Below are 26985 nucleotides of genomic sequence, written 5' to 3' on the forward strand. Positions count from 1 at the left end.
TCGGCGATCAGCCGGGCCACGTGCTCGGCGTAGGCGTCGTGGTCGACGGAGAGGTCCTCCCGGAAGGGGAGGGTGGTGGCGACCATGATCCCGCGCCAGGGGCGGTCGGTGTTCCAGGTGGTGGTGGTCATGGCGATGACCTTTCTGTAGCGTGTGACATTTTATGGAAGGGTGAAGAAGAGGGGCCCGTGCGGGCCCCTCCCCTCAGGGGGCCCGGGGGTGCGGATCGTCCGGTTCCCCGTCGAGCGCGGCGAGCGCCGAGAGCCGGACCGGCACGGCGAACGGGCGGCGCTCGGCGGGCGGTTCGGGAGCGCCGCCGTGCGCGGCGAGACAGGAGACGGCCGTCCCGCACATTCGCCCCTGGCACCAGCCCATGCCGGCCCGGGTGAGCAGCTTGGCGGTTCTCGCGTCCCGCGCGCCGAGCTCGGTCACCGCCTCGCGGATCCGCCCGGCGGTGACCTCCTCGCAGCGGCACACGTCCGTGTCGTCGGTGAGCCAGTCCTGCCAGCCGGGGCCCGGGGCGTGCGCGGCGGACATCACCTCGGCGAAGGCGCGCAACCGGTCCCGGCGGCGCCGCAGTCCGGCGATCCGGTCCCCGTCGGCGCGGCGTCCGAGGAGTCGCGCGGCGACGGCGTGGGCGGCCAGCTCGCCCTCCGTACGGGCGAGTTCGGCGCCGCCCACTCCCCCGGTCTCGCCCGCCGCCCACAGGCCGCGCTCCGAGGTCTCCTGGAGGTCGTCCAGGGCGAGGCCCAGGGTTCCGTCGGGGAGCCGACGGGTGGCGCAGCCGAGGGCCGTGGCCAGTTCGATCTGCGGGACGAGACCGTGACCGACGGCCAAGGCGTCACAGGCGATCCGGCGGCCCGTGCCCGGCACGGGGCGCCAGTCGGCGTCGAGGCGGGTGACGGTGACGGCCTCCACCCGGTCGGTGCCGTGCACTTCGGTGACGGCGCTGCGCAGCCGGACGCGGACGCGGTGCCGGAGCAGCGCGGTCCCGTGCGACAGGGCTTCGGCCGCCTTCGCCGGGTTGGCGAGGAGGGCCAGGGGGCTGCGGACGTACCGGAGGTAGCCGGCGGCCTCGACCACGGCCGGCACCCGGGCGCCCGCGGCGGCGAGGGAGGAGGCGACGGCGAGGAGCAGGGGGCCGCTGCCGGCCACGACGACGCGGCGGCCCGGCAGCACGAGGCCGGACTTGAGCATGGCCTGTGCCCCGCCCGCGCCCACGACGCCGGGCAGGGTCCAGCCGGGCAAGGGGAGTTGACGTTCGTACGCCCCGGTGGCGAGCAACAGCGTCCGGGCCCGGATCCGTGCGGGTCGCCCGGCGGTCCCGTCGGCTCCGGTGACGGCGTGCGCGGTCCAGGACCCGTCGTCCTCCCGCACCGTGGACCACACGTGGTGCCCGGCGAGGTGGGTGACGGAGCTTCCGGCGAGGCGTCGGCGGAGGTCGGTGAAGGCGGACCAGTCGTGGTGCAGGGCCTCGGGGCGCCGGGCTCCGAGGGTGGGGGCCGGGTGCCGGTGGAACTGTCCGCCGGTCTGGGCGGAGGCGTCGAGGAGGGCGACGGCGAGCCCGAGTTCGGAGGCCGTGACGGCGGCGGCGAGGCCGGCGGAGCCCGCGCCCACGACGGCGAGGTCGTACGGCTCGCGCCGCGCCTCCGGCGCGGACGGTTCCGGCGCGGACGGTTCCGGCGCGGACGGTTCCGGCGCGGACGGTTCCGGCTCAGACGGCGAGGCGGTCATGGCCGTGTCCCTCCTGGGTGGTGATCGCGTCGCCGGGGCGGGCCGGGACCAGGCAGGCGCGCCGGTTGGGTTCGCCGTTGACGGTGGCGAGGCAGTCGTAGCACTGGCCGATGCCGCAGAAGGCGCCGCGCGGTCGGCCGCCGTCGCGGGTGGTGCGCCAGGCCAGGATGCCGGCGCCCCAGAGGGCGGCGGCGAGGGTCTGGCCGGGCAGGGCGGTGACGCGACGGCCGTCGAAGGTGATCTCGAACGGCGGATCGGGCTGCGCGCCGACGAGGTCGGCGGGGGTGCGGGCCACGGGCCCTCCTCTCGTGACGGTGGGTGCGCGCGCCTCAGGGCGCGGGGGGTGCGGGGGGTTCGGTGTCGGCGAAGCGTTCGGGCCGGAACGGGTGGATGTCGAGGGGTGGTTCGTCGCCGGTGAGGCAGGCGGCGACGATCCGTCCCGTCACGGGGGCGAGTCCGATGCCCGCCCCTTCGTGGCCGCAGGCGTGGAGGAGGCCGGGGACGCGCGGGTCGGGTCCGATGGCGGGCAGGTGGTCCGGCAGGTACGGACGGAAACCGAGGTAGGTGCGGATGGCCCGTACGCCGCCGAGGACGGGGAACAGCGCGGTGGCTCCGGCGGCGAGCCGGCGCAGGACCTCGGTGGAGAGCGTCCGGTCGAAGCCGACGCGTTCCCTGCTGGCGCCGATCAGGACCGGGCCCGCCGGGGTCCCCTCGACGACCGCGGAGGTCTGGAGCGCGGCGGAGCCGCTGGCGACGTCCGCGACGTAGTCGGCGGCGTACACCTTGTGGCGCACCACGCGCGGAAGCGGCTCGGTGACGAGGACGAAGCCCCTGCGGGGCAGCACGGGCAGGTGGACGCCCGCGAGCCGGGCGAGGGCGCCGCCCCAGGTCCCGGCGGCGTTGACCACGTACGGGGCGTGGATCTCGCCCGCGGTGGTCCGTACGCCGCGGATCTCCCCGGCCGGGCCGGTGAGGAGGCCGGTGACCTCCTCCCCCAGGCGCGGCCGGATCCGCCCGCCTCCCGTGCGCAGCAGCCGGGCCGCCGCGTGGGCGGGCATCACCTGGGCGTCCTGGGGATAGTGGAAGCCGCCCGCCAGGGTGGGCGCGAGGTGGGGCTCCAGGTCGTGGAGCCGGTCCCCGGGGACCTCCCGGCCGGTGACGCCCGCCTTCTCCTGGCGGGCCGCGAAGGCGCGCAGGGCGCGCATCCCGGGCTCGTCCGAGGCGACGACGAGGCCGCCCTTCGCCTCGTACTCGACCTGGGGCGGGAGCAGTTCGGCCAGCTCCCGCCACAACCCGGCGGAGATCAGTGCGAGTTCGAGCTCGGGCCCCGGCTCCTTGTCGGAGACCAGGAGGTTTCCCTCACCGGCTCCCGTCGTGCCGCCGGCGACGGGGCCCCGGTCGACGACGGTGACGGAGAGGCCGGCACGGGCGGCGTAGTGGGCGCAGGCCGCGCCGACGACGCCGGCGCCGACGACGATGACATCCGGGGCGTTTCTCGTGGGCACGGCAGTAATATTTCACATGGCACACGGGATGCCAAGACCCCTGGGGAGCCCGATCCTTGACGACCGCTCACGTCCCTCGTCCGGCGTCGACCTCCTCCTCGGCCGTCAGGTGACCGGGCTGCTCCGGGAAACCGGGCGCACCGTGGGCGTGCGCGCCTCGACGCCCGGGGGCGAGCGGCAGATCCCGGCCCGTCCGGCGGTCGGCGCCGACGGCGAGGAAAGGACTCGGCCGTGGCGGAGTCCGCCGGGGTGCCCACCCGGCGGCACGAGAACGCGCGCTTCGGCCACTTCGGCCACTTCGCGCACTTCCGCGGCCTTCCGCGGCCTTCCGCGGCCTTCCGCGGCCTTCCGCGGCCTTCCGCGGCGCGACGGGATCAGCCACGCCCGGTTCCTGGTGCCCGACATGGCCTGCGCGTTCCCGAACGACGACGGGATCACGGTCGTCGCGGTGCTCCCGGACGAGAAGCGGCTCCCGGACTTCCGGAAGGACCCGGAGGGAAGCTTCCTCGACCTCGTCCGGGCCCTGCCCGACGCGCCGCCCGTCGACTCCGCCGAGCACGCCACGAAGATCACCGGCACGGCCGACCGCCCCCGCACACCCGCACACCCGCACACCCGCACACCCGCACACCCGCAGGCCGACGGCACCGGGGCTCGCCCCGGTGCCGTCGGGGTCATGAACCCCCGCGGGCGGCGCGGTACAGGGCACCGGCGACGGCGAGGTCCTCCCAGGCCATGCCCACGCTCTTGAAGAACCGCGGGCGCCCGGAGGGAGCGCGGCCGTGCACGGCCTCGTGGTCCTTCCCGGCCTCCCGGCCGTTCACCAGGTCGGCGAGGGTGCCCGCGATGTGGTCCTCGCCGATCGCTCCCCGGGCCATCGGGACGAGGAGGTCCCCCGCCTCGCGGAGCGCCGCCGAGCGCGCCTCGACGTACACCGCGGAGCGGGTCACGAGCGCGGTGTCCGTCTCCCGGGCCGTCGGCTCGTGCGAACCGACGGCGACGACGGTGGCGCCCGGAGCCACCCGGGCGCCGTCGAAGAGGGGATCCCTGGCCGTGGTGCAGCAGACGACGAGATCGGCCCCGTCCACGTCGTCGGGCGTCCCGGTGCGCGCGGACACGTCGAGCGTCCGCGCGTATCCGGCGAGGGCCCGCGCGCCGATCGGATCGCGCCCGACGACGACCACCTCGGCGAGTTCGCGCGCCGCGAGGACGGCCTCCAGGTGACCGTACGCCTGGGGGCCGGCCCCGAAGAGGACGAGGCGCAGCGGCCGGTCGTCCGGTGTCAGACGGCGTACGGCCAGCGCGGAGACGGCCGGGGTGCGCAGCTCGGTGAGGGCCGCGCCGTCGAGGAGGGCGAGGGGCCGGAGGTCCGCGCCGTCGAGGAGCAGGTAGGAGCCGGTGATGCGGGGCAGGCCGCGGGCCGGGTTGCCGGGGGCCACGCCCGCGATCTTCACGCCCGCGTACGCCCCGGAGGCGGCGGGCATGAGCAGGAGCTCGCCGGCGGGGACGGGGACGGCGGTGCGGGGCGGGGCGGTCTCGGGGTCGAATCCGGAGCGCAGGACCTCGGCGAGGACGTCGGCGGCCGCCGCCGGGGTCAGGAGGCGGGCCGTGGCGGGGGCGTCGATCAGGAGCAGATCGGTCATGGCGGTGGTCACGGACACGGTACTCGTCGGGGTCACAGCAGGAATCCCGTTCCCAGGTCGTCGTGCGGGTCGAGGACGAAGGTGTGGGTGCCGGTGCGGTGGGTGGCCCCGGTGACCTCGGTGATGCCGCCGGGCAGCAGCCGGCCGGTGAAGACGGTGCCGGCCACGGACTCGTGCGTGAGGACGTCGCCGGGCCCGAGGCGCCCGTCCTCGCCGAGCAGGGCGAGCCGGGCGGAGGTGCCCGATCCGCAGGGCGAGCGGTCGACCTGGCCGTCGGCGAAGACGGTGACGTTGCGCTGGCGCGGCCCGTCGGGGGTGTCGGGCAGTTCGTCGTACAGGACGACGCCGTACACGTCGTGTTCGGGGAGCGCGGCGCGGATCTCCCGTCCGGCCCGGACGAGCGCGGGCAGGGAGGCCCTGCCGGTGTCGAGGCCGAGGGCGTGCGCGGGGACCGAGGCGTAGCGGGCGCCGGAGTCGGCGAGGTCGACCTCGACGGTGCCGGAGGCGGTGGCCACCGGGACCTTGCGGGCGAGGACGCGCGTCGGGACGTTGCGGAAGGTGACGGCGGTGGTGCGGCCGCCCGCGCGGTGCACGGTCGCGGTGACGCGCCCGGAGGGCACGTCGACGCGTACGGGCACGTCGCCGTCGTCGGGCGCGGGAACGCGGCCGGTGTCGACGGCCCAGGCGCCGAGGGCCATCGTGCCGTGGCCGCAGGCGGTGGAGTAGCCGTCCTTGTGCCAGAACAGCACGCCGAAGTGGGCGCCGTCGTCGTCGGGCGGGACGACGAACCCGCCGTACATGCCGGAGTGTCCGCGGGGTTCCCGGACCAGGAGGCGGCGCAGCTCGTCGAGCGGTCCGGGGCGGAGCGCGAGGGCGCGGCGCTCGGCGACGGTGTCACCGGGGATCGGGGGGAGGTCCTCGTCGACGATCCTGAAGGGCTCGCCGGCGGTGTGGTAGTCGGTGGTGCGGACCGGGCGCGGGGCGGTGCTCACGGAGTGCGGCCTCCAGGGGGAGTCGGGGTGCCGGGCCGGCCCTCCCCGGGGAGGGCCGGCCCGGGCGGTGGGTGGGGGTCAGCTGCGGAGGGGGCCCTCGCAGCTGTAGCTCGACGTGCCCGCGACCTTGGTGGACCAGATCTCGACGGTTCCGAAGCTGCAGTTCATGTCGGCCAGGTTGTTCGAGGCGGCGCCGGCCCGGTCGAGGAGGAAGTAGTCGACGGTCTCGGACATGTCCTTGAAGTTCTGGTCCTCGCTCGCCCAGTTCGACAGGTTCGCGGTGATCCGGCCGGTGCAGAGGAAGCGGCGCTTGCCGGGCTCGCCGTTCTCCACGCAGTCGGGGGTGTTGTACGTGGCGGTGGCGAAGGACGCCTTCACGGACGCGAGGTCCGCGTCGCGCAGCTGGGCGTTGGGCGTGTACGTGGTGTCGGGCACGTACAGCTGGTCGACCTTGGCGATCTGCGCGTCGAGGAAGCGGTCGTAGTCGCGCTGGAGGTTCGCGTCGGACCCCAGCCGGTTGCGCCAGGCGTCGTACCCCGCCACGTCGTTCGCCCGCAGGCGGGTGTACATCTCGCGGAGCAGCGAGGGCTTCTCGGTCCAGAGGAACTCGAAGAACGTGCCCGCGTAGTTGTAGAAGCGGAAGCCGTCGCCGTCGTAGGTGGCGTTGAGGATCTGGCGCAGGTTCATCCGGGGGCCGCCGCCGGCGGTGTCGTTGATGACGCCGCGGACGAGGGACTTGCGGACGGCGATGCCGTTGTCGCGGGTGGCTCCGTCGAAGAACTCGGCCGTGCCCTCGTCCATGGCGGTGGTGCGGTCGCCCTGGTACCAGGGGCCCTCGCCGAAGGAGCCGGGGACGGCCCAGCGGCCGTTGAGGTAGTGGGTGTACTCGTGGCGGAAGAGCTCTTCCAGCGTCAGCGAGGAGTCCTGGGGGACGCGCCGCTGGTACGTGTAGAAGGTGGCGCCGCGCTCGATGTAGACGCCGCCGTTGTTGGTGCCCATGCCGGTGAGGATGGGGTGGTAGTTCTCGTAGTCGGCGCGGGAGGCGTAGAGGACGATGTTGAGGGTCGTGTTGGTGTCGCCCGCGAGCGGCTGCTCGGTGCCGAGGACGCGGTGGTACTGCGCCTTGACCTGCTTGCTCGCGTAGTAGAGCTGGTCGACGGTGGCCCGGTCGAGGGCGGTGCGGACCTTGAGCGCGCCGTTGTCGTAGGTGTACGTGTACGGGAAGAGCTGCTTCTCGATGTCCTCCTTGCACACGCCGTACGGCGTGCAGGCCTCGTAGGTGTTGAGCCAGGAGACGACCTTCGCCCACGGCTCGCTGCCGCGGCCGAAGGTGCCGACGACGGTGGTGAGGGTGGCGCCGAGGTCGGCGACGACGCCGTCCCTGAGGCCGTCGATCTGGCCGAAGCGGCCGTACTCGCTCAGGGCGTCGCGGGCGACCCAGGCGTTGGCGGTGCCCTTCAGGTGGCCGTAGCCCGCGAAGGCCTTGAAGGTGGCGCGGTAGGCCGGGTCGGCGGCGACGGCCGCGTGGAAGGCGCCGTCCTGGTTGCCGGGGTAGACGCCGAGGTAGTTGACGGAGAGGCCGGCGAGCGCGGCACCCGCCCAGGCCGGGTCGAGGTTGGTGGCGGGGTGCGCGGGGTCCATGGTGGCCAGGACCCGCTCGACGAGGCCGAGTTGGTGCTGGCGGAGGCCGGGGGCACTGGCCGCGTAGAGCGCTTCGCGGAGGGTGTTCGCGTTGCTCTTGGTGGCGTCGAAGGTGCGTGCGGCGGCGGCGAAGTCGGCGACGGCCCGGCGGACCGCGTCGACCGTGGGCGCGTCGGTGGTGTCGATCTCGTCGCGCGAGTAGTCGTGGTAGGCGACGGCGTGCAGGTAGGTGAACATCTCCTCCAGGTGGGAGGTGTTCCGTCCGTCGTGCGAGGCGGAGAGGCTCGATATGCGGCGGGCGACGGCCTGGACGTGGGCGTCGGACATCACGGGGGCGAGCCGGGCGTCCCAGGTCCATATGAGGCCGCGGAGACAGCCGTCGGCGGTGACCGCCGGGTCGGCGAGGAAGTCGGCGAACCGCTCCGGGGCGAGGCCGGTGATCCCGTCGAGGGTGCAGGGGACGCCGGCGGCGGTGGTGCCGGGGACGGCCGCGGCGAGCGACCGCGCGGTGGCGGCCGGTGCCCGGCCGGGGACGCGGCCCGTGGCGTGGCCGCCGGGGGCGGGCGCGGGCCCGAAGGTGGTGCGCGGGGCGGAGGCCCGGCGCTCGACCTCGTCGAAGGGGTTGGTTCCCGGCCGCGCCTGCGGGCCCGGCGCGCCGAGCGCGGGGGCCTGGGCGGCGGGCTGGTCGTCCGCGCCGGTCGCGGAGGCACCGGCCTGGCCGGCGGAGGCGAGGAGGGTGACCGCGATGGCGGAGGCGAGCAGGGAAGAGCGCACGCGTCGGTGGAGGGACAACAGGACTCCTGTTGGTGAGGGGGGTTGGTTCGGGGATGTGCGGGCGAACTGGTCCGGTTCGCACGGCGTATGACGGACGTTCATCGAACCGTGTGCGCTGTAACATAGTAATGTGAAATTGCACTGACAAGAGGTGCGACGGCATCAGTTCCCCGCCGGGGCCGGAGAAACCGCGCACGGGGCTGTCCGTCCACCCCTCCAGCCCCCACCACGCTCCTGACTACTCATGCGTGACCCGGGTGGGGGAAAAGCACGTCGCGACTCCGCGGCCGGATCGCCGTCCCGCTGTTCGCCGCCGTCGCGTCCCTGGCCGGCGCCGCCGACGCCGGGGCCGGCTGTCTCGACCACAACGCGCTCCTGGGAGACGACGCGGTCTCCCCGGGGGTCCGCGCGTTCCTCCGCTCGAAGGGTGGACTTCAGGCCGTGGCCCGTTCGACGGCGGGCTCGGGGGCCCGTTCGCCGGGCCGGGCGGAAGCGGGCAGGGGAAGGAACGGGGGTCAGAAGCGGGCGAGGCCGGCCGTCGGGGCCTCGTGCGGCGGCCCGGCCAGGTGGTCGATCGCGCAGTGGGTGACGTCGAGTCCGACGGTGAGCAGGGTGCCCCACTGCTCGTGCGGCGGCTTGTGCGCGTCGGGCCGCATGCAGACGACGGAGTCGGCCCCGTCGTCGCCGCAGAAGGCCCGTGCCCGTTCGGCGGGCGGGAGCCCCGGCATCGCGGCCCGCACCCGGCGCAGGTGGGCGAGGCGCTCCGTCGTCATCGAGTCGGCCGGTCCGGTGTCCGCCGCCGCGAGGCCGGCGTCGAGGAAGTGGTTGGTGTGCAGCAGCCAGCCGTCCTCGGCCGCCGGGACCACCGCGAGGCCGGCGGGAGAGAGTTCCAGGCTCGCGGCGGTGGAGCCGGCGGTGACCACGGTCAGCGAGGTGGAGGCGCTGACGCGGGCCGTCGAGGCGATCTCGACGGCCCGGTCGAGGGTGTCCGCCTCGTCGAGGACGCGGCGGGCGACCGCATGCACGGGCACGCCGCCGCCGCTCGCGGAGTCGGACGCGTGGAACAGGATGTTGAAGTGCACGCCGAGACCGGCGCTGTTCACGCCGATCTTGCCGGCGGCGCCGAACTCGGTGAAGAGCTTCACCGTGCGGCCCGCGCTCGGCGTCAGTTCGTGCAGCAGCGCCTCCGGGACGAGCAGGTCGTGCCAGTCCCAGGTCTGCAGGGTCTGCGGCGCGGCCCCCGCGGGCGCGAACACCGCGGTCGAGCACTCGCCCTTCCCGGGCGTCGGGCAGCAAGCGAGGATCTCGGTGCGGGCCCCGACGGCGGCCACCGCCCAGCGCTCGACGCCGGCCGCGTCGGCACAGGCGTCCGACTCCTCGGCGAGGTTCGGCGCCCAGGCCCGGAGCGCCTCGTGGCTGCGGGTGGCGAGGGCGCGGACCCGGTCGGCGGGCAGGCCGAGGACGGCGAAGTGCTCCCGGTAGAGCTCCGCGACGCGCCGGACCTGGATACCGAACCGGGTCCCGAGCAGGGTCCCGCGCTCACGGGGGTCGGTCGTCCTGGTGGTGAGGGTGTGCAGTTCCACGGGGGTTCCTTCGAGGCTGACGGGCCGCGCCGATGGGGCGGCGGCCATCAAGCTAGGAACGTAAAACGTTTTATGCAATGCTCGGGGACTCTTCCCTCCCGTCCTCCCAGGACGTTCCAGGACAGGCGGCGCACGATGACACGGGCCCGGGGCATCACGATCAGGGACGTGGCGCGCGAGGCGGGGGTGTCCATCACCGCCGTTTCGCACGCCCTCAACGACAAGGGCACCCTCAGCACGGCCACACGCGCGCACATCCGCGCCGTCGCCGAGCAGATGGGGTACGAGGCCGACGCCCTGGCGCGCGGGCTGCGCCGCTCCCCGATGGGCGCCGTCGGTCTGGTGCTGCGCTCCCTCGACGCCCTCGGCGACTACGCGCCGGCGGGCGTGGACGTCTTCGAGCGGTTCGTGGGCGCGGCCGCCTCACAGGCCCTGGCCCGCGGCCTCAGCCTCATGCTGGTGCCGGACCTGACGAGGCCCCCGGTCCCGCCGCTCGCCTTCTCGCTGGACGGCTACATCGTCACCGACCCGCACGTGGACGACCCGGTCATCGCGCGCCTGGAGGAGCGCGGCATCCCGTACGTGACCTACGGACGCCCGCCCGGACGCCCGGAGTTCACCCACTGGGCCGCGGAGGACGACCGCGCCTCCGCCCGTCTGGTCCTGACCCACCTGGAGAGTGCGGGCGCCCGCTCCGTCGCCCTCGTGCGGGGCACCGACCCGAACGCCTGGAACCTGGGACACCAGGACACCTACCTCGGCTGGTGCGAGGAGCACGGCAGCACGCCACGGCTGTACGAGCTCCCGGAGCGCGCGGGGGTCGAGGGCGGCGCGGCCCTCGCCGGCCGGCTCGTCGACGAGGGGGTGCCGGACGCCGTCTTCTGTCTCACCGGGCGGCACGCGGCCGGGGTGCAGCAGGGGCTCGTGGCACGCGGTGTGCGGGTCCCCGAGCGGACCATGGTCGTCACCGGCTCCGACTCCGAGCACGCCCGCACCAGCCGCCCCGCCATCTCCGCGCTCGAGCTCGACCCGGTCGCCGGCTCGGCGGCCCTCCTCGACATCCTCCAGTCCCTCATCGCCGGCCGCCCCGCCGACTCCCCCCGCCTCACCCGGGCCCGCTTCCGTCCGAGGGGGTCGACCCGGCGGTAGGTCAGCGGGAAGGGAGCGGTCGGCGTCCCGGGGCGGCACGCGCGGCGGCGAGCAGCTCCTCCCTGTCGACGAGCTTCACGCGGGGGCGTCCCTGGTGCCGGCCCGCCGCCCGCTCGCTCTCGTCGATCGCCCGCCAGCCGTCGAGGCCGACGGCCCCCGGGTGCCCGCCGGACGCCGGGTCCCCGCCGGTGGGAGCGGTGAGCAGGCCTGCTTCGAGGTCGTCGAGGAGCGCGGAGACGGTCTCCTGGGCACAGGACTTGTTGGTCCCGATGAAACCCTGGGGGCCACGCTTGATCCAGCCGGCCACGTACACGCCGGGCCGGACCCTGCCCCCCTCGTGGGGCACCGTGCCGGTCGACTCGTCGAACGGGAGGCCGGGGACGGGCCGGGCGCGGTAGCCGATCGCGCGCAGGACGAGCGAGGCCTCGACGCTCTCCACGGCCCCGGCCGTCTCGACGGTGAGGCCGGTCACCCGGTCGTCGCCGAGGATCCGGGTCGGGCGGGTCCGGAAGCGCAGGACGATGCGGCGGCGGCCCGCCACGGGGGTCCGGGCGGCCAGCTCGGCGAGCACGGCGGTCTTGGGCGTGGCGTCCGGGGGCACGTCGGCCGGCCACCCCTGGACGAGGACGTCGACGCCGTCGAGCGCGGCGAGGGCGAGCAGTTCCGGCAGGGTGAACGCGGCCTCGGCCGGTCCGCGGCGCCCGAGCACGACGACCTCGCGGACGCGGCTCGTCCGCAGCGCGGCGAGCGCCCGGTCGGAGATGTCGGTGCGGGCCAGGGCGTCGGGGTCGGCGGTGAGGACGCGGGCCACGTCGAGGGCCACATTGCCGTTGCCGATGACGACGGCCCGTTCGCCGTCCAGGGCGTAGGGGGTGGCGCTGTGGTCGGGGTGGCCGTTGTACCAGGCCACGAAATCGGTGGCGGAGGCGCTGCCGGGGAGGTCCTCTCCGACGATGCCGAGCCGTCGGTCGGTGGCCGCGCCGACGGCGTAGATCACGGCGTGGTGGTCGCGGACCAGGTCCTCGTGGTGCAGGTCGCGGCCGATCTCGGTGCCGAGCCGGTACGAGAAGCCGGGCTGGCCCTCGACGGCGCGGAACAGCCGGGCGACCCGCTGGGTGTCCTGGTGGTCGGGGGCCACCCCCGCGCGGGCGAGACCGTACGGGGTGGGCAGCCGGTCGTGGACGGTGACGGTGACGCCCGGGTACCGGAGCAGCTCGTCGGCGGCGAACAGCCCGGCCGGTCCGGCGCCGACGACGGCGACCCGCAACCCGGCCGTGGAGGTGCGGCGCCGGGCGGGCACGAGGGCCATGGGCGTGCGGTCCTCGTGCGGATGGGCGTCGTAGTAGGCCCGGTTGAGTTCGAGGAACGGCAGCTCCGCCTCGGTGAGGCCGGTGTGCGGCTTGAGCGCGTCCACCGGGCAGGCCGTCGTGCAGGCGCCGCAGTCGACGCAGGTGCGGGGGTCGACGTACAGCATCTCGGTCTGCCCGAAGCCCGGTTCGCCGGGGGCGGGGTGGATGCAGTTGACCGGGCAGGCCAGGACGCAGGAGGCGTCCGCGCAGCACGACCGGGTGACGACGTAGGTCATGGGGAGTGGTTCTCCGTTCGCGGGTCCGCGGCGTGCGGATCAGGCGGCGTGCGGGGCGGGTTCGCCGCGGTGGCGGGAGGGGCGGCCGTCGATGCGCAGCGCCTTCCACACGCGCCGGGAGGCCCTGTTCATCAGGCCGATGTCCTCGGCGAGCATCCGTACGTCGGAGAAGAGGTCGCGGAGCATCTTCTCGCCGTCGGGCGACTTCCAGAAGATGTCCTTGATCACCCAGTGGGGCACGCCTATCGTCTCGGCGGTCTTCCGGTCGGGAACCATGATGACGTCGCCGAGCACCCGCATGATCACGGGGAAGGCCACCGAGAGCGCGCCCCTGCGCGCCCGGCCGTAGCCGGGGACCTTGACGCGCAGGAACTCGTGGGCGAAGGAGATGTGCCGGGCCTCCTCGGCGACGTGGATCTGCATGAGCCGGCGCATCAGCGGGTGGATGTCCTCGCCGCCGCGCAGGATGGCCTTCTGGAGGTGGTCGATGGGCTCCTCCCCGGCGAGGACGCCGGTGAAGAAGGACTCGGGGACCAGCGAGCCGGCCAGGGGCAGGAAGCGGCTGAGGACGCGGAAGGAGCGTCGCCCGCCGGGCACGTCGGCGCCCGCGCGGTTCACGAACTCCTGGAACATCTGGGTGTGGTGGCACTCCTCCGTGACCTCGTGGGTGAGGTAGCGGAACTCCGGGTTCTGGTTGCGCAGGGCGAAGAGGTAGTCCATCACCCCGCGGATCAGGACGTTCTCGAACTGCATGCCGACCTTGACGATGTTGGCGTACCGCCACAGTCCGATGCGCGTGCGGACCTCCAACGGCTGCTCCTGGTACCAGGGGTGGCCGCCCAGGGGGTCGGCCGCGGGGAGCACCCAGCGGGGGTCCGTCGGGTCGATGGCGAAGTCGGGGTGGTCCCAGTCGATGTCGGCGAACGCGTCGAAGTGGATGCGCACCGAGGCCTCGGACAGGGTCCGGAGCCTCTCGTGGTAGCTCTGCACGCTGGTCATGGTCGTCCTCGGTCTCTCGCGGTCGGCTGTCCGGAGGCGCTTTTCTGAGGGGGTTCCGGAGGGCTTTCGAGGGCCTTCCGAGGGTTTTTCCGAGGGTGTCCGGGAGGGGCGTCAGACCGCGGGGGTCCGGTCCTCCCGCTCGGCGGGGCGTCCGTCGGGGACCGCGCGGTCGAAGCGGAGCGCGGGGTCCTCGATCGGGGACCGCCGCAGCGCGCGGCGGTCGCGGTAGTAGTCGTTCCGGATCCGCCACGGGTCACGGGTGCCCTGTCGGGGCATGATCGCGTCGCCGCGGGCGATGTACCCGGAGGTCAGCGACTCGCCCATGACGGAGACGGAGGAGCGGTCGGCCTCGGTGGCGACGGGGGTGACGGCGGTGAGGCCGTGCCGGTCCATGTGGGCGACGAGCCGGCTGATGTAGGCGGAGGCGAGGTCGGCCTTGAGCGTCCAGGAGGCGTTGGTGTAGCCGATGATCATCGCCAGGTTGGGGACGCCGTCCAGCATCACGCCCTTGTGGAGGAGGTGGTCGCGGGTGACGACGGGCCTTCCGTCGACGGCGAGTTCCATGCCGCCGGCGAGCTGCATGCGCAGGCCGGTGGCCGTGACGACGATGTCGGCGGGGATCTCCTCGCCGGACCCGACCTTGACCCCGGTCTCGGTGAACGTCTCGATGTGGTCGGTGACGACGGACGCCCGGCCGCTCCTGAGCGTCGTGAAGAGGTCGCCGCCGGGCACGACGCACAGCCGCTGGTCCCAGGGCTTGTACGAGGGGGTGAAGTGGCGCATGTCCACGCTCTTGCCGAGCCGCGCCCGCACGGCGCCGAGGAGCACCTTGCGCATGAGGCGGGGGGCCTTGCGGCACAGGACGTACAGGGCGCGCTGCATCGCGATGTTCCGGGTGCGTCCGACCCGGTGGACGAGCGCGGCGGGGACGCGCAGCCGGCGCAGGAGGACGGAGAGGGGGTCGTCCGCGGGGAGCGCCAGGACGTACGTGGGCGAGCGCTGGACCATGGTGACGTGGGCGGCTTCGGGGGCCATCGCGGGGACGAGGGTGATGGCGGTGGCACCGCTGCCGATGACCACGACGCGCTTGCCCGTGTGGTCGAGGTCCTCGGGCCAGTGCTGCGGGTGCACGAGGGTGCCGCGGAAGCGCTCCTCGCCGGGGAACTCGGGGCGGTGGCCCGCGTCGTAGTCGTAGTAGCCGGTGGCGCCGACGAGGAAGCGGGCGGTCAGGACGCGGGTCTCACCGGTGGCCTCGTCGAGGGTCTCGACGGTCCAGCGGCCTTCGGCGCTCGACCAGTCCGCCCGGACGGCCCGGTGGCCGAAGCGGATGCGGTCGACGACGCCGTGCTCCTCGGCGGTGGTCCTGATGTAGCGGCGGATGTCCGGGCCCGCGGCGAGGACCTTGGTGCCGTGCCAGGCGCGGAAGCCGTAGCCGAAGGTGTACATGTCCGAGTCCGAGCGGATGCCCGGATAGCGGAACAGGTCCCAGGTGCCGCCGATCCCGGCGCGCCGTTCGGCGATCGTGTACGTGATCCCGGGGTTCCCGGCGAGCAGGTGGCAGGCGGCACTGATGCCGGACAGCCCCGCGCCGACGATCAGCACGTCGACGTGCTGGTTCTCCATGTCCGTCCCCTCCCCTGCCGGTCGCACCGGCGGGCGTTCTTCCTCAGGCCCCGGAATTTACCTGTGTCACCGCGTCCAGGATACCGGCGGTAACGTGACCTGCGCCACCCCTCTCCCCCGACCTCGTCCCCACCGCCGGGTACGATCCACGCCGTGGCCGAGGACAGACACACACGCAACGACGGGCGACCCGACGGCCGTGACACCCGCTGGACCGGCCACCGCGCCGAGCGCCGGGACCAGGTCCTCACCGCGGCCCTCGCCGTCATCGGGCGCGAGGGGACGACGGTCAGCGTGGCGGCGATCGGCGCCGAGGCCGGCATGCCCCGCTCCGTCGTCTACCGGATCTTCCGCAGCCGCGAGGACCTCGACGAACAGATCCGCGCGCGCATCACCGCCGACCTGATGACCGCCCTGTCCCCCGCGCTCGACCCCCGGGGCACGATCCGGGAGGCGATCGAGCTCGCCGCGGCCACCTACGTGGGCTGGGTGGCGCTCCACCCCCACCTCCACCGCTTCCTCGGCACCGGCTCGCCGGGGCAGCCCGCCGCAGGCTCGCGCGCGGTCGCGGGCACCCGCACCGCCGTCGCCCTCCACCTCGCCCGCCTCCTGGACACGTACGCCGAGCGGTTCCTCGACGGGGGGACGGCGCCCCAGGGCTTCAACCTCAACCTGGCGTTCGGCATGGTCGGCCTGGTGGACGGCGTGGTGAACCAGTGGGCCGCCCACCCCGAGTCGCGGAGTTCCCTCGACGACCTGACCCACTTCCTGAGCGACGCCCTCTGGGGCCTGCTGGCGGGCGTCACCCCGCGCCTGGGCATCAAGCTCGACCCCGACCAGCCGATCGGACCGGCCCCGGAACCGCCGGAGCCGGGGCCCCCGCACGGCACGGCGGACGACCGCCGCTGACCCCTCCGCCTCCCCCGGCCCCCGGCCGACCGGCCACCGCGCCTCTACGATGCCGGAGATCAACGCCGCCGCACGACGCGGCCGCATGCGGGGGACGGGACGTGGACCGGTACGACGTGCCCGTCGGGCCCGCGGCCGTGAACGGGCCGCGCCACCGCTTCCGCAACCCCGCCGGGCCCGTCCTCGTCGCCCGGTGCCCGATCGCCGCCTCGGCCCTCGCCGAGGCGTACGCCGTCCCCACCGGTCCCGCCGCCCGGCTCGCGGACGGGAACGCCGCGCTCCCGCCTCCGCGCGGGCGCCCCGTCGTGCGAGTGCCGTCGGCGGGGGCGGGGACGTGACGGGCGCCCCGGCCCGGGGCGTGCCCCGCCCGCCGCGTACCCTCACCAGCGACGGTTGCGGGACGGACGGTGGGCAGGGCAAGGACGATGGCTGAGGCGCCCGGGCAGGGTACGGAGTCGGGTGACGGCGACAGGGCGCGGACCGCGACCGTGCGCGTCTTCGTCGCGCTCGCCCCTCCCGACGACGCGAAGGACGAACTGGCGCGCGCGCTGGACCCCGCGTACGAGGCGTACCCGCGCATGCGGTGGAACCGGATCGAGGACTGGCACATCACCCTGGCGTTCCTCGGGGAGCTCCCGGTGGGGACCGTCCCCCTGCTGCGGCCGCCGCTGGCGGAGATCGCGGCGGCGCGGCGGCCCGTGGAACTGGCGCTGCGCGGTGGCGGGCACTTCGACGAGCGGGTGCTGTGGAGCGGGATCGACGGCGACCTCGACGGGCTGCACCGGCTCGCCGCCGAGGTGCGGGCCGTCGTCAAGGAGTGCGGCATCCCCTTCGAGGACCGGCCGCTGCGTCCGCATCTGACGCTCGCCCGGGCCCGCCGCGACGACCCGACGTCGGTACGGGAGGCCGCCGCCGGGCTCGCCGGCTTCACCGGCCGCCGATGGGCGGCCGAGCGCCTCCATCTCGTCGGCAGCGACTACGGCCGGGGCCCGGGGCCGATCCGTTACCGCGACATCGAGGCGTGGGAGTTCGCGCGGCCGTAGCCGGGTGTCGGCGGTCAGGCGGTGGCCGGGTGGCGGGCGGTCAGGCGGTCAGGCGGTCAGGCGGTCAGGCGGTCAGGCGGCGGTAGCCGGGCGGTCAAGCGGTCAAAGGAGCGCACCGTCAGCGGCCGTACAGGCTGCGGCAGAGGTCGGCCCCGCCCATGGGGGCCCGGATGTCCTCGGCCTGACGGCAGAGGCGGCGCATCTCGGGCGGCCGCGCGTCCGCCCGGGGCCGCGGGCGGATCGGAGCGGGCCGGTTCTCGTGCGAGGAGCGGGGTGCGGTCCCGGACCTCCCGCGCGGGGGCCTCCCGGGCCTGTCCGCCGTGGTGTGCGGGCGGTGCGGGGCGGTGTCGCGAGCGTGCGGGCGGCGGGCGGGCGGTTGCTCGGCCGCGGGGACGGCGGCCTTCCGGGCGGGGGCCCGGGCCGGACGGGAGTCGGTGGGGTCGAGGGCCTCGCGAGGGGCGGGCTCCGTGGGCGCGGGCCAGGCGGGGAGCGGGGCGGGCGGGCGGTCCGCGGCCGGTGCGATCCCGCCGGGGCGGGCCGGTGGCCCCGGTGCGGAACCGTGCGGGACGACCACGCATCCGGTGGCGAGGAGCGCGACGAGCAGCAGGAACGCGGTGTGTCGGGCGTGCATGGGGTCACGGTGCCCGAGCGTCGGAGGAAGCGGACGGCGGCTCGGGCCGAGTCCACCGTCACGAGTGAACCACCGCCGCGCGTGGACGGAGCGGTGCCGTCGTCCACGACCCGGCCGCGCGGGCGGTACCGCCCGCGCCGCGCTCGCCCTCTCCCGGACCGGCAACGCGCGTCCCCCCGCGCGCCGCACCGGGACGGCGACGCGCGAGGCTTCCGACGGGCCGTCACGACCGGCCGTCACGAGCGCTCCCGGAGCCGGTTTCCGGACCGTCGGGGCGGGGACGTGCTCCGCCCCGACGGAGCGGAGGGGTGGATGGATGGATGGATGGGTGGCGTGTCCCGGGGGCCGGACGTTCGGGGGCGTGGCCCCCGGGGGTCCTAGTCCTAGTACGGCTTCACCAGGACGTGGGCGGCTCCCGGGATGCCGATCTTCAGGAGCGCGTCCTCCTCGGCGGTCGTCGGCGCTCCCATCTCCTGCCTGAGGACCGCCCGGGACATGGCCTGCACCCACAGGGCACGGGGCCGGCGGCGCGCCTCCCAGGCCCGCAGGGCCTCGGGGACCGAGCCCTCCGCGTCCAGGGCCTCGGCGAGGACGAGGGCGTCCTCGACGGCCATCGCCGCTCCCTGCGCGAGGTGCGGGGTGGAGGCGTGGGCGGCGTCACCGGCCAGTGCCACCCGGCCCACGTGCCACGGTTCCTCGACCGTCACCTGGGAGATCCGGGAGTACACCACGGCCGCGGGGTCGGTGACCGCGCGGAGCGCCTCGGCGACGGGGCCGGAGAAGACCGCGAGCCGCTCGGCGAGCTCCTCGTGGGCGCGCCCGGGGTCCGGCCGGTGGTCCTCGGCCTCGGCGAACACGGCGCCCAGGTACATCAGTTCGTCGGTGATCGGGGTGAGCAGGGCCTTCGCCTCCTGGCCCGCCGTGGCCATGACCACGCCCCGGACGTCGGGGTGCCGGGGCACGGTCACGCGCCAGTTGGCGAATCCGGTGTACGCGGGCGCGTACCGGTCGCCGTAGAGGCGGGTCCGCAGCGGGGAGCCGATGCCGTCGAAGCCGACGACCAGGTCCCAGCGGTCGCCGGAGCCGTCGGAGAGCGCGACGGTGACGCCCGTGCCGTCGTCGTCGAGTCCGGTGACGGTCACTCCGAAGCGGACCTCGGCGCCGGCGGCGACGGCGGCGTCGCCGAGCACGCGGGCGAGGGCGGGCCGCGGAATGCCGTTGGCGGCCGGCAGGTCGCCCATGCGGGGCTGGGGTATCCGCGCCAGCGTGCTCCCCGCCGGGTCGGCGATCGTCAGGACCTCCCATGCGAATCCCGCCGCGAGGCAGGCGTCGAGCACCCCCAGCTCCCGCATGACGTGCAGGGCGTTGGACGGCTGGATGATGCCCACGCCGAGGGCGTCGAGCTCCTCGCGGATCTCGGCCACCTCCACGGTGTGGCCGCGCCGGGCCAGAGCGGTGGCGAGGGTGAGGCCGCCGATGCCTCCGCCGTGGATCAGGACGCGCAGGGATGATGCCATCTCGGTTGTCTCCAGAACGTGATCGAACAAGGCGCAGGAGTGTAACCCCCGGGTGGGAGCCGGGGGTTGTACCGCCGTGCCGTCGCTTTCCCGGGCCGGGGACGGGACCGCGCCGGATGCCCCCGACGTCGTCCGACACGGCGGGCCCGCGAGGATTCACCGGGTTCACCGGCGCGCCGACGCGCCCTCATGGCGGGGCCTCGCGATTCGATGGACCCGGGGCGGGCAGGCGTCCACAGTTCCCTGATCACCGGAGGAGGAGTACGCCATGCCGCACCCGTGGCGCCGATGGAAGTGGTGGCAGCGATGGGGGCGGGACCCGGTGGTGGTGCAGACGCTGCGCTCCACCGCGGCCGCGACGATCTCGTACGTCGTCGCGCTCCGGCTCAGTTCCGAGCCGGCGCCGCTGACCGCCCCGCTGACCGCCCTGCTCGTCGTGCAGGTGACGCTGTACTCGACGCTCACGACGAGCCTGCGGCGGGTGAACTCCGTCGTCGTCGGCGTCCTCATCGCCATCGCGTTCAGCGTGCTCGTCGGACTCACCTGGTGGAGCCTTGCCCTGATCATCCTGGCGTCGCTGGTCGTGGGCCGGTTCGTCAAGGTGGGGGAGTTCGTTCCCGAGGTGGCCATCAGCGCGATGCTGGTCCTCGGCGTCACGCAGGTGACCGACACGGCGTGGGACCGCGTCCTGGAGACGCTGATCGGCGCGGTCGTGGGCCTGCTCTTCAACGTCGTGCTCGTGCCGCCGGTCTGGGTGGACACCGCCGGGGACTCGATCGTCGACCTGGCCCGGCGGATGCGCCGGCTGCTCATGGACCTCGGCGAGGAGCTCGCGGACCCGCACGCGCGCCCCGATCCGGCGTCGATCCCGGAGGTCGTCCCTCCCGCCGCCTTCGAGCGGGCCGCGGCGCGGCTGCACGAGGCGCGGCGCCTCGACAACGACGTCGCCGACGTCGACGCGGCGCTGCGGCAGGCGGAGGACAGCCTCCGGCTGAACCCGCGGGTGAAGGAGGGGCTGCTGCACCGCATCGTGCTGCGCACGGGTCTCGACACCCTGGAGATCTGCGCGGTCGTGCTGCGCGTCCTCGCCCGTTCCCTGACCGACCTCGCGAAGGAGCGGGAGGGGGCCCCGCTCGTGCGGCGGGAGGCGGGCCTGGCCCTCCGGGAGACGCTGCGGCACCTGGCGGACACCCTGGTGAGCTTCGCCGACCTCGTCACCTCGCACTCGAGCGCCGGGGCGGAGACGGCCGAGGACCGCCTCGGCGAGGACCTCGGGGCGGCCCGCGCCGCCCGTGACCACGCCGCCGGGCTGCTGAAGGCCGAGGCGGCGCACGACCCGGAGCGCTGGCAGCTGTACGGCGCGCTGCTGGCCGAGATCGACCGGGTCCTCGACGAACTCGATCCGGGACACCGCGGCCGCCGGCTGATGGAGGAGCTGGACCGGCACACGCGCATGCGTGCGGAGCGCCGCCGCCGCGTCACCTCCCTCGCGGCCCGGGCGCGCCGTACGCCGTGACGGGCCGCAGGGCGCCCTCCTCCCGGAGGGCGTCCAGGGTCGGGTAGCCGTCGACGGCCAGGATCAGGTCGGTCTCGGCGAGGAGGGAGCGCAGGACGTGGACGATGCCGTCCTCGCCTCCGAGGGCGAGGCCGTACGCGTACGGGCGGCCGACGCCGACCGCCGTGGCGCCGAGGGCGAGGGCCTTCACGGCGTCGGCGCCGGTGCGGACCCCGGAGTCGAAGAGCACGGGCAGGCCCTCGGCCGCGGCGACCACGCCGGGGAGGGCGTCGAGCGCGGGCAGGCCGCCGTTGGCCTGGCGTCCGCCGTGGTTGGAGCAGTAGACGCCGTCGACGCCGCCGTCCCTGGCGCGGCGGACGTCCTCCGGGTGGCAGATGCCCTTGAGGAGGATCGGCAGGTCGGTCAGGGAGCGGAGCCAGGCGAGGTCGTCCCAGACGAGCGGCTTGCCGAAGATCCCCGCCCATTCCAGGACGGCGGCGCGCGGGTCCTCCTCGGGGGTCTTGGCGAGGCGTGCCCGGAAGACCGGGTCCGAGGTGTAGTTGGCCAGGCAGTGGCCGCGCAGTTGCGGGAAGTTGCCGGTGGCGAGGTCGCGGGGGCGCCAGCCGGTGATCCAGGTGTCGAGGGTGACGACGACGCCCCGGAAGCCGGCCGCCTCCGCGCGGTGCACCAGGCTCTCCGCGAGGGCGCGGTCGGTGGGGGTGTAGAGCTGGAAGAAGCCGGGGGTGTCCCCGCACGCGGCGGCGACCTCTTCCATGGGGTCGACGGTGAGCGTGGAGGCGATCATGGGGACGCCGGTACGGGCGGCGGCGCGGGCCGTCGCGAGGTCGCCGTGTCCGTCCTGGGCGCAGAGCCCGATCACGCCGACGGGTGCCATGAAGAGCGGGGACGGCAGTCTCAGGCCGAAGAGGTCGACGGACAGGTCGCGTGCGGCGGCGCCCACCATCATGCGCGGGACGAGCCCCCACTGCCGGAAGGCCGTGACGTTGGCCTCCTGGGTGTGCTCGTCGCCCGCGCCGCCGGCCACGTACGACCAGAGCGAGGGCGACAGCGCCGCACGCGCCCTCGTCTCCAGCTCGGCGAAGGTCATGGGCAGGGCGGGGGTGACGCCGAAGAGCCCGTCGAGGTAGATCTCGTTCTGGTGGTCGCCGTACTGCTGGGGCATGGGGGCGTCGTCCCTTCCGGTCCCTCGTCGGGGCGCTCGGCTCGCCCCCGGTGGTCCCCACCGTGCCCGTCACGCGCGCGCGTGACCATGGAGCGGTCTCCAGGAGTTCGTGGCCGGGTCTTGTCGCCCCGGACAAGTCCGGCGGCGGTGTACGGGCGTCAGCCGGTCGTTCCTCCGCCGCCGGTCGTGCCCCGGGGGCCGGTCGAGGCTTCGAGGTGGCGCAGGGCCCACCAGATCAGCATCGTGTCCTCGGTCCGGCCAGGGTCGAGTCCGGTGGCCCGGGTGAAGGCGCGCAGGCGGTACCGGAGCGTGTTCGGGTGGACGTACAGGGCGGTCGCGGCCGCTTCGGCGTTCGCCTCGGCCGTGAGGTAGGCGTCCAGGCTGCGGACGAGCGTCGCGCGGCGGTTTCCGCTCGTGTGGCCGAAGCAGCGGTCCACCAGCTCCTCGCCGGTGGCCGGCAGGGCGAGCACGGCGGCGTGCAGCGGGAGTTCGCCGTCGGTGACGGGGCGGCGGAGCCCGAAGGCGGCGGCGAGCTCTCCGGCCCTGCGTGCCTGGCGGTAGGACTCGTGCGCGCGGGACAGGGGCAGGGCGCGGCCGAGGCCGACCGGGACGGCCGGGGAGCCGATCCTGCCGGGCTCGACCAGCCCGGCGACACGCCCCGCCGCGAGCTCGGCCGGCCCGGCGGCACGCCCCGCCCCGGGCTCGGCCGGCCCGGCGGCACGCCCCGCCGCGGGTTCGACGAGCCGCGCCGCGACGTGCTCGCCCAGCGTCGCTCCGACGGCTGCCGCGTCGTGCCCCGGGACGACGGCCGCGTGGAAGGCGAGGTACTCCTTGCCCGGGTCCAGGCCGAGCAGCCGGACGGCCGTCGGCAGCCCGTCCGGCGGGAGTTGCCCGCTCAGCAACCGGCCGAGCAGCAGGGCTCGCCGTTCCTCTCCGTCCCGCAGCCGCTCCGTCCCGCGCCGCCGGTGGCCGTCGACCACGGCTGCCGACACGTGGTCGCAGCAGAGCCAGAAGTCCCGGGTCAGCGCGAGGGCGGCGGCGGACCCGTACGGACCGGCCGCCGCGTACAGCGCGTCGAAGGCGTGGCGGGAGGTGAGGCGGAAGGCTTCGAGGAGCGGTTCGAGGGGGACGCCCTGGTCGGCCCGGCGGGCGCCGAAGTCCGTGAACTCCGCGCGTTCCCGGTCCGAGGGCGCGCGGCCCTCCGCGAGCGCGGCGAGCGCCGTCCCCATGACGGCGAGGAGTTCCCCGACCGTCTCCTCCTCGTCCAGGCCCCGGTACGCGGGCAGCTCGCCGGCGGTGGCGGCCGCGGCCGCGGCGACCCGGTCGAGCCGCAGCCCGGCCAGGAGCTCGGCCCGCGCGGCCCGGTGGTCCCTGTCCATGGGGGCCATTCTCGCCAGCCCGGGCGGTCGGGCGGAACAGGGGTGCGGTGTGCGCCCGCTGCCGTGATCATGGGGGAATGACACGCGCCTTCGAAGATCTCGTCGCGGAAGCCTCCGCGGCCTCGGTCGACGGCTGGGACTTCTCCTGGCTCGACGGGCGGGCGAGCGAGGAGCGGCCCTCCTGGGGCTATCAGCGGCTCCTGGGCGAGCGGCTGGCGGCCGTCTCGGCCGCGCTCGACGTCCAGACGGGCGGTGGTGAGGTCCTGGGCGGGGTCCCGGTGCTGCCCCCGACGATGGCGGCGACCGAGTCGTGGCCGCCGAACGTCGCGCGGGCCACCGCGCGGCTCCATCCCCGGGGGGCGGTGGTCGTCGCCGATCCCGACGAGCCGCCGCTGCCGTTCGGCGACGCCGCCTTCGACCTCGTCACCAGTCGGCACCCGGCCACCGTGTGGTGGACGGAGATCGCGCGCGTCCTGCGGCCGGGCGGCGCCTACTTCGCCCAGCACGTGGGCCCGGCCAGCGTGTGGGAGCTGGTCGAGTGGTTCCTCGGGCCGCAGCCCGAGGCGGCCCGCCGCCGTCATCCCGACGACGAGGCGGCCGGGGCACGCGCCGCCGGGCTGGAGGTCGTGGACGTGCGCTCGGAGCGGCTGCGCATGGAGTTCCACGACGTCGGCGCCGTCGTCTGGTTCCTGCGGAAGGTCATCTGGATCGTGCCGGGGTTCACGGTGGAGGACCAGCTGCCCCGGTTGCGCGAGCTCGACGCGCGGATCCGCGCGGAGGGGCCGTTCGTGGCGCACTCCGCGCGGACCCTGATCGAGGCGAGGAAGCCCTCCGCCCCGGCCGCGTGAGCCCGTCGGCGCAGGCCCGTCAGCCCTCCGCCCCGGCCGCGCAGGCCCGTCGGCCCGCCGCGGGGTCCAGTCGCCGAGCGAGTGCGCGGTGTCCTGGACGGCGGCCCCGGCGGCCGTCGGCCGCGGCCGTTCGGTGCCGGGCCGGCCGGCGCCGGGGCCGCTGTTCCGGTAGTGGGCGAAGCGGTCGGCCCTCCAGGAGAAGCCGCCCCTGTCCCTTCACGGCGCGGCCTTGACGGTGGCGCCGGGCACGCTGTCGCGGATGGCGTACGGCTCCGGGGCCGTGGCGTGCTTCTCGAGGTCGGCGAGGTTCCGTACGGTCGCGGTCGCGCCGTCGCGTCCGCCGTACGTGCCCTTCTGGCCGAGGGCGTCGACCGACGCGAAGCCGTCGGCGGCCTCGCGCGCTCCCGCGGGCGCGGTCGTGGCGCCGGCCCGGGGCCGGGCGTCCGCGCCGAACAGGCCGAAGGCCGTCCCGTGGGCCGGGGCCCCGGCCGCCGCGAGAGCGGCCGGGAGGCCGATCGTCAGGGGCTTTCCGCGCCTGCGGTGCCTCGCCTTGCTGCGGGTCCGTCCCACGTCGTGCTTCCTTCCGTACGCGGGGGCGTGCCGCCCGCGCCGGGACGGGCGGGCACCCCGTGGTCGCCGCCGGTCCCGGGAAGGTTGCCGCCGTGCGCCTCTATCCGGTCCGTCCGGGTGCGATGACCACGATCCGGTCGTCCGGGTTCCAGTACCGGACGTGCGCTTTGGGCGGGTTGACGCGCAGGCCGTGGCCGGGGGCGGTCGTGGAGCGGTAGCCGATGGCGCAGACGCCCTGGCGGGCGGCCGATTCGGCGACGGTGGCGAAGGACGTGGCGCGTCCGGTGCGGACGTAGTGGGCCGCGGGGCGGAGGTGGAGGGTGTTGCCGTCCGGGGCGAGGAGTTCCTCGAACACGGCGGCGAGAGGGGGGTTCTGGGAGATCTGGGTCATCAGGAGTCCGATGAGCCTGCCGCTGACGACGAAGTCGGCGCCGGGGAGCCGGGGCGCGATGAGCCGGTTGCGGTCGTCGGTCATCTCGGTGACGACGGGGAGGGGCCGTCCGCTCGCCCGACGCCCGGCCCGCAGGTGGAGGAGGGTGACGAGCGTCCGGTCGTCCGGGTCGGCGTGGCCGGGCCGGTGGTCGGGACCGAGCACGATCACCGCGTCGTACCGGTCGAGGTCCGGCGCCTCCGTGGTCCCGCCCAGCGTGGGGTCGCCGGGCCGGTGGAGCACCGTCATGCGCCCGCCGACGGCTTCGGTGACGGTCCGGATGCCGGTGAGGGTGTCGGTGCGCGGTTCGGCCACGACGTCGAGGGACGAGCCGGCCGGGGTACGGCTCGCGAGCCGGGTGGCGATCCGGGGCGCCCGGCGGTTCCACCCGAGGAGGAGGACGCGCCGGGGGTGCCGTGGGGCCTCCGGCGGAGCCTGGGCGAGCGCGGTCGGGTCGTAGGGCACGGGGGTGACCGAGAGGCGGGTCGTGTGCTCGTCCTCGGCGATCACGAGGAGGGCGTCGTCGGCGAGCAGCGGGGTGGAGCGGGGCGGGTTGAGCGCGACGGTGCCGTCGCCGTGGACGATGCCGACGGCGGTCGACACCGGACAGGCGCGGGCGGCCTCGTCGAAGGTGCGGCCGGACAGCGCCGGTTCCCGGAGGGTGTGGAACTCGTGTCCGGCGAAGTCGAGGAGTTCCTGGTGGACGAGGGAGAGGCCGGGCTGTCGTACGCAGTCGACGAGGAGGCGTGCCGCGATGTCGTCCATGTCGAGGACGGTGGCGCCGGGCCCCGCGGCCAGGCGGGCGGCGCCGAGGTGGCGGTCGTCGCGCACGGCGGCGACGACGCGTACGGGGTCCGTCTCCCCCACGGCCGCCGAGAGGGACAGCAGGGTCTTGACGACCTCGGCGTCGTCCCGGGGGTCGTCGCGGGGCAGGACGAGGACGCAGTCCGCGGTCGCCGGGCTCACGCGCGCGAGGGCGGCGGGGTCGGTGGGCCGGCCGGTGCGGCAGAGGATCCTGGTGCGGCCCGTGGCGCCGACGGAGGCGCGGAGGTCCTCCTCCATGGCGGGTTTGTCGCGGTCGGCGAGGACCGCGACGATCCGGCGGCGCCGGCCGGTGCGGGCGGCGACGAGTTCGGAGAGGACGGTGGGGACCTGTTCGGACCAGCCGAGCACCACGGTGTGTCCGCTCTCCAGGATCCTGGCGTGGCCTCGGTTGAGGGCGATGAGGTGGTCGGTGAGGCCGGTGGTGATGAGGCTGACCAGGGTGGAGACGTAGATGAGCGCGATGAGGGCGAGGAGCACGGACAGGGCGACGCGCAGCGGGGGGCCGACCTCGCCGCCGAGGCGCATGGTCTGTCCGGTGTTGCGCCACACCGCGGCGATCCTGGAGCCGAGGGAGGCGGGGGTGTGCCGGTCGGTCCAGACGAGGACGGTGCTGATGGGGACGACGAGGGCGAGGCAGACGAGGGCCAGCCAGCCGCAGAGCACGGCGGTGCCACGGGTGAGGACGGTGTCGAACCGGTAGCGGAGGCGTTCTCCGGTGGAGGGGCCGCGGTGGGCGGACCGCGTCCGGCCGTCGGAGCGGCTTCGGGAGGCGGACCGGGTCCGGGAGGCCGGCCGGATCCGGTCCGCGGGTCGGCCGTCGGCGGTCCGGCGGTCCTCGGCCCGGCCGGGGCCGGCTCCCCGTGCGGCGCCCCGCTGCCGGGGTACGACCTTTTTGTCTTCTTTTCGCACGTCAGCAGGGTGCCGCCC

The 26985-nt window shown here is 75.2% G+C and carries 22 protein-coding genes and 1 pseudogene; 6 read left to right on the top strand and 17 right to left on the bottom strand.

The features are described 5' to 3' along the window. The 8 genes and pseudogenes from IE180_RS16920 to IE180_RS16955 all read right to left on the bottom strand — a co-directional run. A pseudogene (locus IE180_RS16920) lies at positions 1–131 on the bottom strand (dihydrodipicolinate synthase family protein); the annotation flags it as partial. Positions 132–204: 73 nt separating this feature from the next. Further along, positions 205–1734: an NAD(P)/FAD-dependent oxidoreductase gene (locus IE180_RS16925; protein ID WP_190157710.1), complete on the bottom strand. Its 1530-nt coding sequence runs from the start codon at positions 1732–1734 to the stop codon at positions 205–207. Beyond that, entirely contained in the window at positions 1715–2029 is a 315-nt protein-coding gene (locus IE180_RS16930) for a (2Fe-2S)-binding protein (protein ID WP_030693809.1), read from the bottom strand. Before IE180_RS16930 ends, IE180_RS16925 begins: the two co-directional genes overlap by 20 nt. A 34-nt stretch (positions 2030–2063) precedes the next feature. Then, positions 2064–3239, bottom strand: coding sequence for an NAD(P)/FAD-dependent oxidoreductase (locus tag IE180_RS16935; RefSeq protein WP_190157711.1), 1176 nt, complete (start codon positions 3237–3239; stop codon positions 2064–2066). Between the two features lie 674 nt (positions 3240–3913). After that, a complete protein-coding gene (locus IE180_RS16940) occupies positions 3914–4882 on the bottom strand; it encodes an ornithine cyclodeaminase family protein (protein ID WP_190157977.1) in 969 nt (322 codons plus the stop codon). 32 nt (positions 4883–4914) lie between these two features. Further along, entirely contained in the window at positions 4915–5874 is a 960-nt protein-coding gene (locus tag IE180_RS16945; RefSeq protein WP_190157712.1) for a proline racemase family protein, read from the bottom strand. A gap of 78 nt (positions 5875–5952) precedes the next feature. Then, entirely contained in the window at positions 5953–8307 is a 2355-nt protein-coding gene (locus IE180_RS16950) for a collagenase (protein WP_190157713.1), read from the bottom strand. 497 nt (positions 8308–8804) lie between these two features. Continuing rightward, on the bottom strand, positions 8805–9872 hold the full coding sequence (locus IE180_RS16955; protein WP_190157714.1) for a C45 family autoproteolytic acyltransferase/hydrolase: 1068 nt from the start codon (positions 9870–9872) through the stop codon (positions 8805–8807). A gap of 135 nt (positions 9873–10007) precedes the next feature. On the opposite strand from IE180_RS16955, the gene IE180_RS16960 reads away from it, so the two are divergent. Then, a complete protein-coding gene (locus IE180_RS16960; RefSeq protein ID WP_190157715.1) occupies positions 10008–11021 on the top strand; it encodes a LacI family DNA-binding transcriptional regulator in 1014 nt (337 codons plus the stop codon). Between the two features lies 1 nt (position 11022). On the opposite strand, the gene IE180_RS16965 is transcribed toward IE180_RS16960, so the two are convergent. From IE180_RS16965 to IE180_RS16975, 3 genes are all read right to left on the bottom strand, one after another. Next, complete coding sequence (locus tag IE180_RS16965) at positions 11023–12606, bottom strand: FAD-dependent oxidoreductase (RefSeq protein ID WP_190157716.1); 1584 nt, start codon at positions 12604–12606, stop codon at positions 11023–11025. 39 nt (positions 12607–12645) lie between these two features. After that, positions 12646–13605 (bottom strand): AurF N-oxygenase family protein, encoded by a 960-nt coding sequence (locus IE180_RS16970; protein ID WP_190157717.1) that lies wholly within the window; start codon positions 13603–13605, stop codon positions 12646–12648. 111 nt (positions 13606–13716) lie between these two features. Next, positions 13717–15228, bottom strand: coding sequence for a flavin-containing monooxygenase (locus IE180_RS16975; RefSeq protein WP_190157718.1), 1512 nt, complete (start codon positions 15226–15228; stop codon positions 13717–13719). A 153-nt stretch (positions 15229–15381) separates the two neighbouring features. Between IE180_RS16975 and IE180_RS16980 the strand changes: the two genes are divergently transcribed. From IE180_RS16980 to thpR, 3 genes are all read left to right on the top strand, one after another. Next, a complete protein-coding gene (locus IE180_RS16980) occupies positions 15382–16137 on the top strand; it encodes a TetR/AcrR family transcriptional regulator (protein ID WP_190157719.1) in 756 nt (251 codons plus the stop codon). A 101-nt stretch (positions 16138–16238) separates the two neighbouring features. After that, positions 16239–16475, top strand: coding sequence for a hypothetical protein (locus IE180_RS16985; protein WP_190157720.1), 237 nt, complete (start codon positions 16239–16241; stop codon positions 16473–16475). 87 nt (positions 16476–16562) lie between these two features. Next, positions 16563–17180, top strand: a complete 618-nt coding sequence (gene thpR, locus IE180_RS16990) for an RNA 2',3'-cyclic phosphodiesterase (protein ID WP_190157721.1) — start codon at positions 16563–16565, stop codon at positions 17178–17180. Positions 17181–17298: 118 nt separating this feature from the next. Here the strand turns inward: thpR and IE180_RS16995 are convergent, their stop codons facing one another. After that, entirely contained in the window at positions 17299–17811 is a 513-nt protein-coding gene (locus IE180_RS16995; protein WP_190157722.1) for a hypothetical protein, read from the bottom strand. A 383-nt stretch (positions 17812–18194) separates the two neighbouring features. Then, positions 18195–19328, bottom strand: coding sequence for an FAD-dependent monooxygenase (locus IE180_RS17000; RefSeq protein WP_190157723.1), 1134 nt, complete (start codon positions 19326–19328; stop codon positions 18195–18197). 268 nt (positions 19329–19596) lie between these two features. On the opposite strand from IE180_RS17000, the gene IE180_RS17005 reads away from it, so the two are divergent. Beyond that, entirely contained in the window at positions 19597–20844 is a 1248-nt protein-coding gene (locus IE180_RS17005) for an FUSC family protein (RefSeq protein ID WP_190157724.1), read from the top strand. Here the strand turns inward: IE180_RS17005 and IE180_RS17010 are convergent. After that, positions 20807–22006, bottom strand: a complete 1200-nt coding sequence (locus tag IE180_RS17010; RefSeq protein WP_190157725.1) for an alpha-hydroxy-acid oxidizing protein — start codon at positions 22004–22006, stop codon at positions 20807–20809. The two genes, IE180_RS17005 and IE180_RS17010, sit on opposite strands and share 38 nt — an antisense overlap. A 158-nt stretch (positions 22007–22164) precedes the next feature. Beyond that, positions 22165–23385 carry an RsbRD N-terminal domain-containing protein gene (locus IE180_RS17015; protein WP_190157726.1) on the bottom strand — a complete coding sequence of 407 codons (1221 nt, stop codon included), beginning with the start codon at positions 23383–23385 and terminating at the stop codon, positions 22165–22167. A 77-nt stretch (positions 23386–23462) separates the two neighbouring features. On the opposite strand from IE180_RS17015, the gene IE180_RS17020 reads away from it, so the two are divergent. Beyond that, the gene (locus IE180_RS17020) at positions 23463–24233 is read left to right on the top strand and encodes a class I SAM-dependent methyltransferase (protein WP_190157727.1); all 771 of its coding nucleotides are present in this window, start codon (positions 23463–23465) and stop codon (positions 24231–24233) included. Between the two features lie 216 nt (positions 24234–24449). Here the strand turns inward: IE180_RS17020 and IE180_RS17025 are convergent, their stop codons facing one another. Next, the gene (locus tag IE180_RS17025; RefSeq protein WP_308434408.1) at positions 24450–24803 is read right to left on the bottom strand and encodes a hypothetical protein; all 354 of its coding nucleotides are present in this window, start codon (positions 24801–24803) and stop codon (positions 24450–24452) included. Positions 24804–24903: 100 nt separating this feature from the next. Further along, positions 24904–26967 carry a CASTOR/POLLUX-related putative ion channel gene (locus IE180_RS17030; RefSeq protein WP_229860529.1) on the bottom strand — a complete coding sequence of 688 codons (2064 nt, stop codon included), beginning with the start codon at positions 26965–26967 and terminating at the stop codon, positions 24904–24906. Between the last annotated feature and the right edge of the window lie 18 nt (positions 26968–26985).

Source organism: Streptomyces litmocidini (assembly GCF_014649755.1).
Classification (GTDB): Bacteria; Actinomycetota; Actinomycetes; order Streptomycetales; family Streptomycetaceae; genus Streptomyces; species Streptomyces litmocidini.

What these genes read in the sequence shown, in the direction of transcription:
- IE180_RS16970 (WP_190157717.1), bottom strand. Translation starts at nt 13,605, where the DNA reads ATGACCAGCGTGCAGAGCTACCACGAGAGGCTCCGGACCCTGTCCGAG.
- IE180_RS17000 (WP_190157723.1), bottom strand. Translation starts at nt 19,328, where the DNA reads ATGGCATCATCCCTGCGCGTCCTGATCCACGGCGGAGGCATCGGCGGC.
- IE180_RS16940 (WP_190157977.1), bottom strand. Translation starts at nt 4,882, where the DNA reads ATGACCGATCTGCTCCTGATCGACGCCCCCGCCACGGCCCGCCTCCTG.
- IE180_RS16965 (WP_190157716.1), bottom strand. Translation starts at nt 12,606, where the DNA reads ATGACCTACGTCGTCACCCGGTCGTGCTGCGCGGACGCCTCCTGCGTC.
- IE180_RS17005 (WP_190157724.1), top strand. Translation starts at nt 19,597, where the DNA reads ATGCCGCACCCGTGGCGCCGATGGAAGTGGTGGCAGCGATGGGGGCGG.
- IE180_RS16925 (WP_190157710.1), bottom strand. Translation starts at nt 1,734, where the DNA reads ATGACCGCCTCGCCGTCTGAGCCGGAACCGTCCGCGCCGGAACCGTCC.
- IE180_RS16975 (WP_190157718.1), bottom strand. Translation starts at nt 15,228, where the DNA reads ATGGAGAACCAGCACGTCGACGTGCTGATCGTCGGCGCGGGGCTGTCC.
- IE180_RS16995 (WP_190157722.1), bottom strand. Translation starts at nt 17,811, where the DNA reads ATGCACGCCCGACACACCGCGTTCCTGCTGCTCGTCGCGCTCCTCGCC.
- IE180_RS17020 (WP_190157727.1), top strand. Translation starts at nt 23,463, where the DNA reads ATGACACGCGCCTTCGAAGATCTCGTCGCGGAAGCCTCCGCGGCCTCG.
- IE180_RS17015 (WP_190157726.1), bottom strand. Translation starts at nt 23,385, where the DNA reads ATGGACAGGGACCACCGGGCCGCGCGGGCCGAGCTCCTGGCCGGGCTG.
- IE180_RS16960 (WP_190157715.1), top strand. Translation starts at nt 10,008, where the DNA reads ATGACACGGGCCCGGGGCATCACGATCAGGGACGTGGCGCGCGAGGCG.
- IE180_RS17010 (WP_190157725.1), bottom strand. Translation starts at nt 22,006, where the DNA reads ATGCCCCAGCAGTACGGCGACCACCAGAACGAGATCTACCTCGACGGG.
- thpR (WP_190157721.1), top strand. Translation starts at nt 16,563, where the DNA reads ATGGCTGAGGCGCCCGGGCAGGGTACGGAGTCGGGTGACGGCGACAGG.